This is a genomic window from Pseudomonas solani (genome assembly GCF_026072635.1).
GTDB lineage: Bacteria > Pseudomonadota > Gammaproteobacteria > Pseudomonadales > Pseudomonadaceae > Metapseudomonas > Metapseudomonas solani.
Genome location: NZ_AP023081.1, coordinates 5,424,847 through 5,438,014, shown reverse-complemented (window position 1 = coordinate 5,438,014; position 13,168 = coordinate 5,424,847). Strand labels below are relative to the sequence as shown.

13 protein-coding genes are annotated in these 13,168 nt (G+C 68.1%); 4 read left to right on the top strand and 9 right to left on the bottom strand.

The genetic code is table 11. The features are described from left to right. Position 1: 1 nt before the first annotated feature. The gene (rbbA, locus tag PSm6_RS24660; RefSeq protein WP_021217296.1) at positions 2-2,725 is read right to left on the bottom strand and encodes a ribosome-associated ATPase/putative transporter RbbA; all 2,724 of its coding nucleotides are present in this window, start codon (positions 2,723-2,725) and stop codon (positions 2-4) included. Further along, positions 2,725-3,795, bottom strand: coding sequence for an HlyD family secretion protein (locus tag PSm6_RS24655; protein WP_021217297.1), 1,071 nt, complete (start codon positions 3,793-3,795; stop codon positions 2,725-2,727). The genes rbbA and PSm6_RS24655 overlap by 1 nt, the downstream gene beginning before the upstream one ends. A 233-nt stretch (positions 3,796-4,028) precedes the next feature. On the opposite strand from PSm6_RS24655, the gene PSm6_RS24650 reads away from it, so the two are divergent. After that, on the top strand, positions 4,029-4,217 hold the full coding sequence (locus PSm6_RS24650; RefSeq protein ID WP_021217298.1) for a hypothetical protein: 189 nt from the start codon (positions 4,029-4,031) through the stop codon (positions 4,215-4,217). Positions 4,218-4,279: 62 nt separating this feature from the next. Here the strand turns inward: PSm6_RS24650 and PSm6_RS24645 are convergent, their stop codons facing one another. Further along, positions 4,280-4,576: a hypothetical protein gene (locus PSm6_RS24645; protein ID WP_265168496.1), complete on the bottom strand. Its 297-nt coding sequence runs from the start codon at positions 4,574-4,576 to the stop codon at positions 4,280-4,282. A gap of 179 nt (positions 4,577-4,755) precedes the next feature. After that, positions 4,756-5,199 (bottom strand): bleomycin resistance protein, encoded by a 444-nt coding sequence (locus PSm6_RS24640; protein ID WP_021217300.1) that lies wholly within the window; start codon positions 5,197-5,199, stop codon positions 4,756-4,758. Between the two features lie 131 nt (positions 5,200-5,330). On the opposite strand from PSm6_RS24640, the gene PSm6_RS24635 reads away from it, so the two are divergent. Beyond that, a complete protein-coding gene (locus PSm6_RS24635; protein ID WP_021217301.1) occupies positions 5,331-5,561 on the top strand; it encodes a DUF2789 domain-containing protein in 231 nt (76 codons plus the stop codon). A 256-nt stretch (positions 5,562-5,817) separates the two neighbouring features. Here the strand turns inward: PSm6_RS24635 and PSm6_RS24630 are convergent, their stop codons facing one another. Further along, on the bottom strand, positions 5,818-6,561 hold the full coding sequence (locus PSm6_RS24630; RefSeq protein WP_265168495.1) for an SDR family oxidoreductase: 744 nt from the start codon (positions 6,559-6,561) through the stop codon (positions 5,818-5,820). A gap of 139 nt (positions 6,562-6,700) precedes the next feature. On the opposite strand from PSm6_RS24630, the gene PSm6_RS24625 reads away from it, so the two are divergent. Beyond that, on the top strand, positions 6,701-7,615 hold the full coding sequence (locus PSm6_RS24625; RefSeq protein ID WP_031286973.1) for a LysR family transcriptional regulator: 915 nt from the start codon (positions 6,701-6,703) through the stop codon (positions 7,613-7,615). Between the two features lie 157 nt (positions 7,616-7,772). Here PSm6_RS24625 and PSm6_RS24620 read toward each other — a convergent pair whose 3' ends face one another. Continuing rightward, positions 7,773-8,777, bottom strand: coding sequence for a zinc-dependent alcohol dehydrogenase family protein (locus PSm6_RS24620; protein WP_021217304.1), 1,005 nt, complete (start codon positions 8,775-8,777; stop codon positions 7,773-7,775). Positions 8,778-9,010: 233 nt separating this feature from the next. On the opposite strand from PSm6_RS24620, the gene ptrC reads away from it, so the two are divergent. Beyond that, complete coding sequence (gene ptrC / locus PSm6_RS24615) at positions 9,011-9,202, top strand: type III secretion system co-regulatory protein PtrC (protein WP_021217305.1); 192 nt, start codon at positions 9,011-9,013, stop codon at positions 9,200-9,202. Between the two features lie 24 nt (positions 9,203-9,226). On the opposite strand, the gene PSm6_RS24610 is transcribed toward ptrC, so the two are convergent. From PSm6_RS24610 to PSm6_RS24600, 3 genes are all read right to left on the bottom strand, one after another. Next, positions 9,227-11,464, bottom strand: a complete 2,238-nt coding sequence (locus PSm6_RS24610; RefSeq protein WP_021217306.1) for a xanthine dehydrogenase family protein molybdopterin-binding subunit — start codon at positions 11,462-11,464, stop codon at positions 9,227-9,229. Positions 11,465-11,475: 11 nt separating this feature from the next. After that, entirely contained in the window at positions 11,476-11,934 is a 459-nt protein-coding gene (locus tag PSm6_RS24605; RefSeq protein ID WP_043244769.1) for a (2Fe-2S)-binding protein, read from the bottom strand. 139 nt (positions 11,935-12,073) lie between these two features. Continuing rightward, positions 12,074-13,000 carry an AraC family transcriptional regulator gene (locus PSm6_RS24600; protein WP_021217308.1) on the bottom strand — a complete coding sequence of 309 codons (927 nt, stop codon included), beginning with the start codon at positions 12,998-13,000 and terminating at the stop codon, positions 12,074-12,076. Positions 13,001-13,168: the final 168 nt, after the last annotated feature.

Sequence of the window (13,168 nt, the reverse complement as noted above, 5' to 3'; positions counted from 1 at the left end):
GTCAGGCCTCCTGCTTCTTCAGCGAGAGCACGCTGAACAGGGTGAGCAAGGGAATGGTCAGCAGCAGCGGGACGAAGTAGAAGGCCAGGTCGGAGAACCCCAGCGCCTTGGAGAACACGCCCCGGCTGATGATCAGGAAATGGGTGGCGGGATAGGCCTGGCCGATCGCCGCCGCCGCCCCTTCCAGGGACGACACCGGGTGCACCAGCCCGGAGAACTGGATGGCCGGCACCATGGTGGCGATGGCCACGCCGAACACGGCGGCGATCTGACTGCGCATGAAGGTGGAGAGGAACAGGCCGAGTCCGGTGGCGGCCGTGACGTAGCACAGCGCCGCCAGCACCAGGGTGGCGAAGCTGCCCTTGAGCGGCACGCCGAACACGAACACCGCCAGGGCCACCATCAACAGGAAGCTGACCATGCCCATGGCCACGTACGGCAGCTGCTTGCCCAACAGGAACTCCAGCCGCGTGACCGGCGTGACATAGAGGTTGGTGATCGAACCCAGCTCCTTCTCGCGCACCACGCCGAGGGCGGTGAGCATCGCCGGGATCATGATCAGCAACAGCGGGATCACCGCCGGCACCATGGCCTTGAGGCTCTCCACATCGGGGTTGTAGCGGTAGCGCACCTCGACGCTGGCGGCAGCCTGGGCGCCGCCCTCCGGGGATTGCCGGGCCAGCTCGGCGAGGTAGCCCAGGTGCATGCCCTGGACATAACCGGCCACGGTGTTGGCGCGGGTGGGCATGGAGCCGTCGATCCACACACCCACGGCGGGGCTGGCGCCGCGCTTGAGGTCGCGGCCGTAGCCCGGCGGAATCTCGATGGCCAGGCTCAGCTCGCCGCTGCGCATGCGCCGGTCCAGCTCGGCGTAGTCGTGGATGGGCGCCCGCTCGATGAAGTAGCGCGAACCGGACAGGTTCAAGGTGTAGGCCTGGCTGGTGGTGGTCTGGTCGCGGTCGAGCACCGCATAGGAAAGGTCCTCCACATCCATGCTGATGCCGTAGCCGATGATGAACATCAGCAGCACGGTGCCCAGCAGCGCCAAGGTCAGACGGATCGGGTCGCGGCGCAGCTCCATGGCTTCGCGCCGCGCATAGCTGAACAGCCGCTGCGGGCTGAAGCGCTGGTCACGCGGGGCTTCGGCCTTGGCGGTGACGCTCGGCGCGCTGGCGGGTGCCGAGGCGGTGCCGGCAGCCTCTTCCAGGTAGGCGATGAAGGTGGCTTCCAGGCTCGGCAGGCCGCGCTCGGCCACCAGCGCCGCCGGGGTGTCGCTGGCCAGCACGCGGCCGGCGTGCATCAGCGAGATGCGGTCGCAGCGCTCGGCCTCGTTCATGAAGTGGGTGGAGATGAAGATGGTCACGCCATCGTTGCGCGACAGGTCGATCATCAACTCCCAGAAGCCGTCGCGGGCCACCGGGTCGACGCCTGAGGTGGGTTCATCGAGGATGAGGATCTCCGGCTGGTGGATCACCGCCACCGCCAGTGACAGGCGCTGGCGGATGCCCAACGGCAGCGCATCGGGCAACTCGTCGGCCACGCCGGCCAGGTCGAAGCGCTGGAGCATCTCCGCCACCCGCGCCTCGATGCGCTCGGCCGGCAGGTGGAACAGCTGCGCATGCAGCACCAGGTTCTGCCGCACGCTCAGCTCGCGGTACAGGGAGAACGCCTGGGACATGTAGCCCACCCGCCGCCGCGTGGCCATGTCGCCGGCATCCACCGGCTGGCCGAACAGCGCGCAACTGCCTTCGCTGGCGGGCAGCAGGCCGGTGAGCATCTTCATGGTGGTGGACTTGCCGCAACCATTGGAGCCGAGGAAGCCGAAGATCTCCCCGCGCTCGATGCGGAAGCTGACGCGGTCCACGGCGACGAAATCGCCGAAGCGGCAGGTCAGCCCGTCCGCCTCGATGGCCACCGCGCGTTCGCCGGCGGGCAGTGGCGGGATGACCAGGCGACGGTGGTCGCGGCGCTTCTCTTCCGGCAACAGGGCGATGAAGGCCGCTTCCAGGCTGTCGGTGCCGGTCTGCTGGCGGATCTCGGCCGGGCTGCCGGTGGCCAGCACGCGCCCGGCGTCCATCGCCACCAGGCTGTCGAAGCGTTCGGCCTCTTCCATATAGGCGGTGGCCACCAGCACGCTCATGCCGGGGCGGCCCTGGCGGATGCGGCCGATCAGCTCCCAGAACTGGTTGCGCGACAGCGGGTCGACGCCGGTGGTGGGCTCGTCGAGGATCAGCAAATCCGGGTCGTGGATCAGCGCGCAGCACAGGCCGAGCTTCTGCTTCATGCCACCGGAGAGCTTGCCCGCCGGGCGCTCGCGGAAGGGGTCGAGGCCGGTGCTGCGCAGCAGGTCGTCGATGCGCCGCTCCCGTTCCGCGCGGTCGTGGCCGAACAGGCGGCCGAAGAAGTCGACGTTCTCGAACACCGTCAGCGTCGGGTAGAGGTTCTTGCCCAGGCCCTGGGGCATGTAGGCGACGCGCTGGCAGATGGCGCGGCGATGGCGGGCGGAGCGCATGTCGCCGCCCAGCACCTCGATCTCGCCCTGCTGCATCTTCCGCGCCCCGGCCAGCAAGGCCAGCAGGCTGGATTTGCCGACGCCGTCCGGGCCGATCAGCCCGACCATGCGGTTGGCCGGGATCGCCAGGTCGACCTCGCGCAGGGCGAAGGTCTCGCCGTAGCCCAGGCTGACCCCGGCCAGGCGCGCGACGCTGCCGTTTGAGGCGTCCATCAGGGCACCTTGACCTGCAGTTGCTGCGGCCATTCCTGCTCAGCGTCCAGGCGCAGGTAGGCCATGCCGGGCACGCCGGTCTTCACTGCGGTCATGTGTTGTTTGAGCAGCGCCGGGTCGATGCGCGCCTTGACGCGGAACATCAGCTTCTCGCGCTCGCTGGCGGTTTCCACGGTCTTCGGGGTGAACTGGGCGACGCTGGCCACGTAGGAAATCTTGGCGGGGATCACGTACTGCGGCACCGCATCGATGATCAGCCGCACCTCGTCGCCCAGGTGCACGCGGCCGGCCTGGCCGGCGGGCAGGAAGAAGGTCATGTAGACGTCACCCAGGTCCACCAGGTTGAGCAGCTTGCCACCGGCCGGCAGCACCTCGCCCGGTTGCGCCACGCGGTACTGCACGCGGCCGGCGCGGGGCGCCTTGAGCAGGCTGTCGTCGATGTCCGCCTGCAGGCGGGCGACGCTGGCGTTGGCCGCCTCGATGGCCGACTGCGCCTCGATCACCTGGGACTTGGCCGCCTCGATGCCGGCCTGTGCGGAAATCACCTGGGAGCGCGAGGCCGCCAGCGCCGCCTGGGCGCTCTGCATCACTGCACGGTCATCGTCCAGTTGCTGCTGGGGCATGGCATTGCGCTTGACCAGGGTTTCGGTGCGAGCGAAGCGCTTCTGGGTCGCCACCAACTCCGCCTCGCGCTGGCTGACCACCGCCTTGGCCGTGGCCTGCTCGCTTTCGCGCTGGGCCACCAGGGCCTGGGCGGTCAACCGGGCGTTCTCGGCCTGGCGCACCTGAGCCTGGGCCTGGGCCAGCTGCGCCTTCAGCACCTGGGTGTCCATCTGCGCCACGGGCTGGCCGGGGGTGAGGAAGTCGCCCTCGTCGACCATGATCTCGGCCACGCGGCCGGCCAGCTTGGTGGCCACATCCACTTCGGTGGCTTCGATGCGACCGTTGCCGCTGGCGAAGCCCTCGCCGAGGCCGGCGGGCCGCAACACCCACCAGGCACCGGCGGCGACCGCCACGGCGGCCAGCACCGCCACCGCCCAGGTCAGTTTCTGCTTGCTTGGCTGCTTCATCTTGGTGTCCCGAATGGCTGGATTTCGATGGAAGAAATCATCCGCCAATCGGCAATGAGTCACTTTGACTCATGTCAGGTCAGGCCTTTTCAGGGCCCTTTTCGGCCGCCTTGGGAACCCGGAAATCCACCGGGCCGAAGCCACGGCAGGCGCAATCGAGTTGATGTATGATTGCGCGCCTCAATCACGGCCAACCACAAGCGAACCGGCGCCCAGGCGCCCCCGGACCGACCATGAACACCAACGAACCCATCAGCCCCGAGCAACAGCCCCAAGCCGAAGGCAGCACCGAGGCTGCGCCCCCCGCCAAGGCCGTGAAGAAACAGAACGTGCCCTGGTACCAGACCCTCAAGGGCCACGACCGCGGCCAGCGCCCCGGCGCGGCACCGCGCGGCTCGCGCCGCTCCATGGGCAAGCGCTGATCCGGCGCCCGGGCACAAAAAAAGCCAGCTGATGCTGGCTTTTTTGTGGGCGCTCGGCGGGGTTACTGGCTGTTCTTCACCAGGCTCATGCGCTTCTCGGTGAACACGCAGATGACGCCCGCGTTGTTGTACATCACCTCGTGATTGAAGTTGCAGTAGGCCGCGGCAACGCTCAGCGGCAGTTGCTCGTTGTTCCACTGGGTGGGTTTGAACCAGGACAGCTCGCCTTCCTTGCACTCGCGCGCCTCGGCGTCGGAGCTATAGGTGCAGAGGGACGATTGATCGACCTCGCCCTTGAAGCAACCGGCGAGGGGAAGGAAGCAGAGACCTGCCAACAGAAGTTTGGTGTGCACGCGCATGACAGCTCCGGGAATCGGCATGTGAGGGGGAATCCGTGCCGATTTGAACCAGCGCAGCGGCGCGGGTTCCCTGGAGCCGGCAAAGATTTCCCGCCCCGCGACGCCACTCACACGCCGCCCGCCATCCGTAGGAGCGAGCTCTGCTCGCGAAGCGCTGTGCTCGCGTGCCGCAGCCCTCGTCACCCTTGCCCCGGCAGAACCCCACTGAACGCGCGCATGCCCAGGCTTTGGTGGAAACGCAGCAGGTAGCCGTCCGGGTCCTGCAGCAGGAAGTTGCACTCGCCGTGCTCCTGTTCGTCCTGGCGGTACCAGCGCTCCAGCGCCCCACGCCGCAAGGGCACGCCGGCCGCCTCGATGCGCGCGATCAGGGCGAGCGCATCGGCACAGCGGATGGACAGGTTGAGCCCACGACCGAACGGCGCCTCCAGCGGTTCGACGCGCCATTCCGAAGCCTCGCCGTCATCCTCTTCCAGCATCAGTTGGGCCTCACCCAGGCGCAGGTAGGCGAAGCGATGCTCGGGCCGCTGGTAGGCGATCTCGAAGCCCAGCACGCGGCAGTAGAAATCCAGGCTGTGGGCGAAATCACGCACCAGCAGCTCCGGCACCAGGGCATTGAAATGCATGGGTTCCCCCCTCCATCGCCCGCCCTCCGTGGGCGGGGCGCGCCACCTTAGCGCAGCTTCCAGTGGCACCGAAAGTGGCTGGCACGGGTCTATAGTCCTTGCACCTTTCCCACCCATACCGGAGCCCCTCAATGGATACGACCCCGCACAACCTCGCCACCCTGTTCGAGCAGCTCGGCCTGGAGTCCGACCACCGCCAGATCGAAGCCTTCATCGCCGACCACCCCCTCGCCGACGGCCAGAAAATCCAGGACGCGCCCTTCTGGAACGAGGCGCAGAGCGCCTTCCTGCGCAACGCCCTGGTCCAGGACGCCGACTGGGCGGTGGAAGTGGATGAGCTGGCGGTGCGTTTGTCGAAGTGAGCCGGCGAACAGCCAGAGCAGCACGTGGCTCAGATGTAGGGTGTGCTGCGCGCACCTGGGACTCGCCGGAAGCACCGAGCGGAGGTGCACACGGCACACCCTGCGGCACGCGTTTGTCCTGATGGGTTCGGAACTCCGGCCCTCACCAGCAGCGCCGATAGCTCGGCAATACTCCTAGGACGCGATGCCTGAAGACCGAATGAAAAACGGCCCCATGGGGGCCGTTTCGTTTTGCTGCGCAGGTACACCCGCCCGATCAGAAGTCCTGCACGGTCGGGCGCAGCACCACTTCGCTGATGTCCACCTCGGCCGGCTGCTCCACCGCGTAGGCAATGGCGCGGGCGACGGATTCGGCGGGGATCGCCAGCTTGTAGAACTCGCCCAGGGCCTGGCGGCTTTCTTCGTGGGAGCTGCCCAGCTTCAATTCCGAATCCACTGCGCCGGGGGAGATGACGGTGACGCGGATGTCGCCGCCCACTTCATGGCGCAGGCCGTCGCTGATGGCGCGCACGGCGAACTTGGTGCCGCTGTACACGGTGCCGCCCGGGCTGAACACCTTGTGGCCGGCCACCGAAGCGACGTTGATGAACTGGCCGCTGCGCTGCTGCTGGAACCCCGGCAGCGCCGCTGCGATGCCGTAGAGCACGCCCTTGATGTTGATGTCGATCATGCGGTCCCACTCCTCCACCGGGGTTTCGGCGAGCGGCGCGATGGCCATCAGGCCGGCGTTGTTAACCAGCACGTCGATGCGGCCGAAGGCGTCGATGCCGCCCTGGACCAGGGCGCGGACCTGGGCCGCATCGGTGACGTCGGTGGCGAAGGCCACGGCCTTGCCGCCGGCGGCGGTGATTTCGCTGACCAGCGCGTCGAGACGGTCGACGCGGCGGGCGCCGAGCACCACCGAGGCGCCCAGGGCGGCCAGGTGGCGGGCGGTGGCTTCGCCGAGGCCGCTGCTGGCGCCGGTGATGACGATGACTTTGCCGTTGATATTGGTGCTCATGTCGGGTTCCTCAGGTTGGCTGCCGGCAGGAGGTGTTCCTGCTGTTGGGGGCCAGTATGGGAAGCCGATGACGACCAGGGAATGGAAGTATTAGGATTGCGGAATTCCACGAATCGGAACAATCCAAAGGTCATCCGCCATGCTCAATCGAATGGAGATGCTGCGCATCTTCTGCATCGCCGCCGAGTCCGCCAGCTTCCGCGAGGCAGCCACGCGCCTGAGCGCTTCCCCGCAGACCGTGACCCGGGCCATCAAGGAGCTGGAGCAACTGGTGGGCGAGCCGCTGTTCCACCGCAGCACGCGGCAGGTGCAGATCACCGCCTATGGCGAGCAGCTGGCGACCCAGGCGCGGGAGACCCTGGGCAGCTTCGACCAGCTGTTCCAACGCCACGCCCGCCGGGGCCAGGACGGCATGGCCGGGCGCGTGGGCATCACCGCGCCCCGCTCCATCGGCCGCCGCTACGTGCTGCCGCTGCTGGCGGAACTGCAACGCGAGCACCCGGAAATCGTCCTGGACATGCGCCTGTCGGACCAGATGACCGACTCCGTCGACGAGCAGATCGACATCGGCGTGCGCATGGGCTTCATCCGTGACCGCCGCTACATCGCCCGCGCCACGGCGCGCGTGCCGCTCTATGTGGTGGGGTCGCCGGAGTTGCTGGAACGCGTCGGCGCGCCCGAGGACATCGAGGCGCTGAACCGTGTGCCGACCACCGCGCTGATCGATGGCAACACCGGGCGCCTGTGGCCCTGGACCTTCGCCGAGGGCCGGCAGATGCAGCCGCAGCGCGCCGCCTTCACCACCGACGACCAGGAATGCGAATGCGCAGCGGTGCTGGCCGGCACCGGCTTCGGCCAGCTGCCCAGCTACCTGGTGACGCCGCATATCCGCAGCGGCCAACTGGTGAGAGTGCTCAACGACAACGAGTCGCCGGCCTGGGAGATGTTCGCCTATCGCCCCCAGCGCGGCCCGGTATCACCCCGGGTGCGCCTGGTGTTCGATCGGCTGGTGGAGCGGCTTTCCGATCCGGCCTGGGTTCCGCTGGAGCCCTGAATTCCCGATAAGCCGTGAGCGGGACGTCGCGGGTTGCACCCGCCCTACGAGTCGAACTTCGGCCCCCGTAGGATGGTGTAGAGCGCAGCGAAACCCATCGATCCGAGCCCGGAACACCGCGATCATCGGCGACCCCATCAATGCCGCTGTTCGGGGATCACTCGGCGATATCGATGACGACCTTGCCGAAGGCGGTGCCCTGCTCCACCGCATCGTGGGCGTCGTGGGCGGTCGCCAGGGTGAAATGACGCGGGTCGAGCACCGGCTTGAGCTTGCCGGCTTCCACCAGGCGCGTGGCGTCGGCGAGGACTTCGCCGTGGTGGGCACGGCCTTCGCCGGTAAGCATGGGCAGCAGCACGAAGATGCCGTTCAGGGTCGCCGCACGCAGGGACGACGGCGCCAGGCTGTGGGTGCCGAACGCCGCGCAGCTGACCACGTGACCACGGATGCGCACCGATTCCAGGGCGTCGTCGAGGGAACTGCCGCCCACGGTGTCGTAGACCACATCGAAGCCCTTGCCACCGGTGAAGGCCGCCACGTAATCGGCCGCCTTGGTGGTGTGGTAGTCGATGGGCGTGGCACCCAGGCCACGCACCATCTCGTGCTTGGCCGGCGAGGCGGTGGCGAACACCTCGGCGCCGAACGCCTTGGCGATCTGCACGGCGATATGGCCGACGCCGCCAGAGCCACCGGTCACCAGTACCGTCTGCCCGGAATGCAGGCGTGCACTGTCCACCAGGCCTTCCCAGGCGGTGAGGAACACCAGCGGCAGCGCCGCGGCTTCACGCATGCTCAGGTTCTTCGGTTTCAGCGCCAGCAGGCGCCAGTCCGCCGCGACGAACTCCGCCAGGGTGCCCTGCAGGCCGCGCACGCCGCCGACCAGGCCGTAGACCTCGTCACCGGCCTTGAAGCGCGTAACGCCCGCGCCCACCGCCTCCACCACGCCCGCCAGTTCGGTGCCCAGCACCGCCGGCAGCACCGGGTCGGCGTAGGGCGCACGGCCGGTACGGATCTTGTAGTCGATGGGGTTCACCCCGCTGGCCTTGATGCGCACCAGCACCTGGCCTTCGCCGGCGACCGGGCGGGCGATCTCCTGCTGGGTGAAGCGGCCGCTCTGGTAATCCTCGAGCACGAGGGCGCGCATGGTGACGGGGTTCGACATGGGATTCACTCCTTGGCAATCAGCTTCGCCGGGGCCTGGCCCGGCATCCGGCGCCCACTATAGAGCCGCCGCGAGGGCGAGGAAACAGGGACGCTGCCGCACCAGGGCGTCAGCGCAACGGCAAGCATCGACACCACTGATACTGACCATCAGCCCCTTTCAATTCTCCGATTGCCAGCGGACCGGCAAGATTCGCTCATCGGCCTTGTGCCCCATGAACCGAGACGACCGCCATGACCGCTCACTCGAAATTCGTCGACAGCAGCTACCTGGTCACCCATGTGACCCTGGATGAGTTCCATCTGCACTTCGAGACCGAAGTCGCCATCTGCCAGGAAGACGGCACCTTCGAGATGCTCCAGGCCCCGACGCCCATCGCCGAGCGCCGCGCCCTGCGCCAGTTGATCCGCAACCAGGCCGCCTGATAACAGCGGCCCGGTCGCGCCGCCTCAGGCCTTGACCTGGGCGGGGAACGGCAGGGTCCGCAGGCGTACGCCAACCGCCGCGTGCAGGGCATTGGCCAGCGCCGGTGCCAGGGGCGGAACGCCAGGCTCACCCACGCCCGTGGGTTGTTCGGTGGACGGCAGGATGTGCACCTCCACCACCGGCATCTCGTTCATCCGCAACACCTGGAAGTCGTGGAAGTTGGACTGCTCCACGGCGCCATCCTTCAGCGTCACCGCACTGTGCAGCGCCGCCGCCAGGCCGAAGCCGATGCCGCCCTCCATCTGCGCGCGGATCACGTCGGGGTTGATCGGCACGCCGCAATCCACCGCGCAGACCACGCGATCCACCTTGTAGGCACCGTCGGCCTTCACCGTCACTTCCACCACCTGGGCCACGTAACTGCCGAAGGATTCGTGCACGGCGATACCACGGCCGCGCTTCTCACCTTCACCGCCAGCCTTGAGCGGCTGCTTCCAGCCGGCCTTGCTCGCCACCAGTTCCAGCACGCCCCGGTGGCGCGGGTGTTTCTCCAGCAGTGCATGGCGGTAGTCATAGGGGTCCTTGCCGGCGGTGGTGGCGGCTTCGTCGATCAGCACCTCGGCGGCGAAGCCGGTGTGGGTGTGGCCCACCGAGCGCCACCATTGCACAGGCACCAGGATGTCGTCGGGGGTGGCCAGTTCCACCTGCAGGTTGGGCACGGCGTAGGAGAGGTTCGCAAGCCCTTCCACCGAGGTGTTGTCGATGCCGTCCTTGATCAGGAAGGCCTCCATGCCGGTGCCCTTGATGATGGATTGGCCGACGATACGGTGGTGCCAGGCCAGCAGCTTGCCCTCGGCATCCAGCGCCAGGCGCGCACGGTGCAGGTAGGCCGGGCGGTAGTAGCCGCCACGGGTGTCGTCCTCGCGGGTCCAGACCAGCTTCACCGGCGCCTTGATGCCCTGGTCCCGTGCGGCCTTGGCCACCGCCACCGCTTCCAGCGGGTAGTCCGACACCGGATTGGCGCGGCGGCCGAAGCTGCCGCCGGCGTAGAGCTGGGTGATGGCGACCTTGTCCACCGGAATGCCCAGGTACTTGGCCACGGCCACCTGGTCGCCGGTCTGCCACTGCTCGCCGTTCCAGATTTCGCAGGCGCCGTCGCCGAGCTTGACCAGGCAGTTCATCGGCTCCATCGCCGCGTGGGCCAGGTAGGGGAATTCGAACTCCGCCTCGATCAGCTTCGCCGGCTTGGCCAGCGCGGCGTCCACGTCGCCGCTGCGCGCGGCCATCAGCCCGGGCTTCCCGGCGCTCTCGCGGTACTTGGCGAAGATCTCGGCGCTGCCCAGCTTGAAGGCCTTGCTCTCGTCCCATTCGATGACCAGCGCATCGCGGCCCTGGCGCGCGGCCCAGGTGTTCTTCGCCAGCACGGCGACCCCGGCGCGGCCATGGGGCAGGTCACGGAATTCGACCACGGCCACCACGTTGGCGATGGCCTTGGCCTTGCTCGCGTCCACCTTCCCGGGCACGCCACCGAAGCGCGGCGGGTAGGCGACCACGGCCACCAGCATGTCCGGCAGCTTGAAGTCCTGGGTGAATACGGCGGTGCCGTTGGTCTTGTCGTGGCTGTCCTTGCGCTTGGCGGTCAGCTGGCCGATGAGCTTGAAGTCCTTCGGCTGCTTGAGCTTCACCTCGGTGGGTACCGACTCCTGTGCGGCCGCCTCGGCCAGGTCGCCGAAGCCCGCCTTGTTGCCGGAGGCGGCATGGGCCACCACGCCCTCGCTGACGGTGATGGCCTCGGCCGGCACCTTCCATTGCTTCGCGGCGGCGGCCACCAGCATGGCCCGGGCGCTGGCCCCGGCCTTGCGCATCTGCTCGAAGGAGTTGGCCATGGCACTGCTGCCACCGGTGCCCTGCAGGGTGCCGAAGGCCAGGTTGTTGTAGACGGCGGCGTTGGCCGGCGCGCCCTCGACCACCACGCGGTTCCAGTCGGCGTCCAACTCCTCGGCCACCAGGGTGGCGAGGCCGGTGTAGGCGCCCTGGCCCATTTCCACGTGCTTGGCGACCACGGTCACGGTGCCGTCGCGGGCGATGCGCACGAAGGCGTTGGGTTCGAAGCGCGCGTCGGCGGCGAACATCTCGGCGGCGTCCAGCAGCGGCGCGAAGAGCACGCCCAGGGCCAGCCCGCCGCTGCCCTGGAGGAAGGTGCGGCGGCTGATGTTGAGGATGCCGTTGCCCGGCGCGGTCTGGGTTTCGATCTTGCCCATGTCGGTGCTCCTCAGGCCAGTTGGCCGGCTGCTTCGTGGATGGCCGCGCGGATGCGCACGTAGGTGGCGCAGCGGCAGATATTGCCGCTCATGGCCGCATCGATATCGGCGTCGCTGGGCTTGCGGTTGCCCGCCAGCAGCGCGGTGGCCGCCATGATCTGCCCCGACTGGCAGTAGCCGCACTGGACCACGTCGAGCTTGCGCCAGGCCTCCTGCACCACCTTGCCCACCGCGTCATCGCCCACCGCCTCGATGGTGGTGATCTTCTTGCCCACCAGCATCGACACCGGGGTGATGCAGGCCCGCGTCGGCTGCCCGTCCACGTGCACGGTGCAGGCCCCGCACAGGGCCATGCCGCAGCCGTACTTGGTGCCGGTCATCTCGGCGACGTCGCGCAATGCCCAGAGCAACGGCATATCGGGGGCGATATCGAGTTCCTTGTCTTGGCCATTCAGGTTCAGGGTGATCATCTGCTTCTCCACCTCTACGGGTATGGATTCATGGCTCACCGGCCACGGGAGGGCCGGTTCAGGGCACGGTTGTTTCAGGGTAGAAGCTCCCTGGCTGTCCCAGCGCCGTTGCGGCGGCGGGACGACCAGCGGAGCGGTATCAGGCGCTCTGGCGCAGGCGCGCGATGTCGCGCTGCGGCGGCTCGCCGAACAGACGGCTGTATTCGCGGCTGAATTGCGAGGGGCTCTCGTAGCCCACACGGCTGCCGGCGGTGGCGGCGTCCAGCGCCTCGGCGAGCATCAGCCGGCGCGCCTCCTGCAGGCGCAGCTGCTTCTGGAACTGCAGAGGGCTCATGGCGGTGACCGACTTGAAGTGGTGGTGCAGCGCCGAGGTGCTCATGTTCACCTCGCCGGCCAGGGAGCCGATCTGCAGCGGCCGGTGGTAGTTGTTCTTCAGCCAGCTCACGGCCTTGGCGATGCGCTGGGTGTGGCTGCCGACGCAGGCGATCTGGCGCAGCTGCGCGCTGCGCTCGCCCAGCAGCAGGCGGTAGAGGATCTCGCGCTCCACCAGGGGCGCCAGCACGGCGATGTCGTCGGGGGTATCGAGCAGGCTCACCAGGCGGATCACCGCGTCCTGCAGGGGCTCGTCCAGGCTGCACACCGAGATGCCGCGCGCGGAGCTGGTCACCGCCGGCGGCCTGTCCATTTCCAGCAACAGCTCGCTGATGCGCGCCGGGTCCAGGTCCAGGCGCATGCTGAGGAAGGGCACTTCGGGGGTGGCGTCCAGCACCTGGCCGATCACCGGCAGGTCGAGGGACACGATCAGGTACTGGGACTGGCCGTAGATGTAGGTCTCATCATTGAGCATCGCCTGCTTGCAGCCCTGCACGACGATGCCCAGGGCGGGCTCGTAGAGGCAGTGGATGGGCTCGGTGGCAGCGGTGGCGCGGAACAGTGACAGGCGTGGGATAGGCGTGTGATTGACGCCCTCCTCCCGGGCGAATCGTTCAATCAGGCGCGCGAGCCTGGCTTGCGGCCCCAGGGGTGCGCTGCGCCCCTGTTCTTCGAGGGTTGCGGGTGTGGTCATGGTTTCAGCCCCTCCGGATCAGGCGACAACTCTACTTGCGCGCGCGGGGCGCGTCTTGGGCGGGAAACCACTTAGGCAGGATCAGGCAAGAATCCTGCAGAATCCTGCTACCGAAACGGCGACCCGTGATCACACACTGGCGCCCCTTCGAGCCTGGCCGACTCCGTG

Excerpts from the sequence above, each read along its gene's own strand:
- rbbA (WP_021217296.1), bottom strand. The coding sequence starts at position 2,725 with ATGGACGCCTCAAACGGCAGCGTCGCGCGCCTGGCCGGGGTCAGCCTG.
- PSm6_RS24655 (WP_021217297.1), bottom strand. The coding sequence starts at position 3,795 with ATGAAGCAGCCAAGCAAGCAGAAACTGACCTGGGCGGTGGCGGTGCTG.
- PSm6_RS24650 (WP_021217298.1), top strand. The coding sequence starts at position 4,029 with ATGAACACCAACGAACCCATCAGCCCCGAGCAACAGCCCCAAGCCGAA.
- PSm6_RS24645 (WP_265168496.1), bottom strand. The coding sequence starts at position 4,576 with ATGCGCGTGCACACCAAACTTCTGTTGGCAGGTCTCTGCTTCCTTCCC.
- PSm6_RS24640 (WP_021217300.1), bottom strand. The coding sequence starts at position 5,199 with ATGCATTTCAATGCCCTGGTGCCGGAGCTGCTGGTGCGTGATTTCGCC.
- PSm6_RS24635 (WP_021217301.1), top strand. The coding sequence starts at position 5,331 with ATGGATACGACCCCGCACAACCTCGCCACCCTGTTCGAGCAGCTCGGC.
- PSm6_RS24630 (WP_265168495.1), bottom strand. The coding sequence starts at position 6,561 with ATGAGCACCAATATCAACGGCAAAGTCATCGTCATCACCGGCGCCAGC.
- PSm6_RS24625 (WP_031286973.1), top strand. The coding sequence starts at position 6,701 with ATGCTCAATCGAATGGAGATGCTGCGCATCTTCTGCATCGCCGCCGAG.
- PSm6_RS24620 (WP_021217304.1), bottom strand. The coding sequence starts at position 8,777 with ATGTCGAACCCCGTCACCATGCGCGCCCTCGTGCTCGAGGATTACCAG.
- ptrC (WP_021217305.1), top strand. The coding sequence starts at position 9,011 with ATGACCGCTCACTCGAAATTCGTCGACAGCAGCTACCTGGTCACCCAT.
- PSm6_RS24610 (WP_021217306.1), bottom strand. The coding sequence starts at position 11,464 with ATGGGCAAGATCGAAACCCAGACCGCGCCGGGCAACGGCATCCTCAAC.
- PSm6_RS24605 (WP_043244769.1), bottom strand. The coding sequence starts at position 11,934 with ATGATCACCCTGAACCTGAATGGCCAAGACAAGGAACTCGATATCGCC.
- PSm6_RS24600 (WP_021217308.1), bottom strand. The coding sequence starts at position 13,000 with ATGACCACACCCGCAACCCTCGAAGAACAGGGGCGCAGCGCACCCCTG.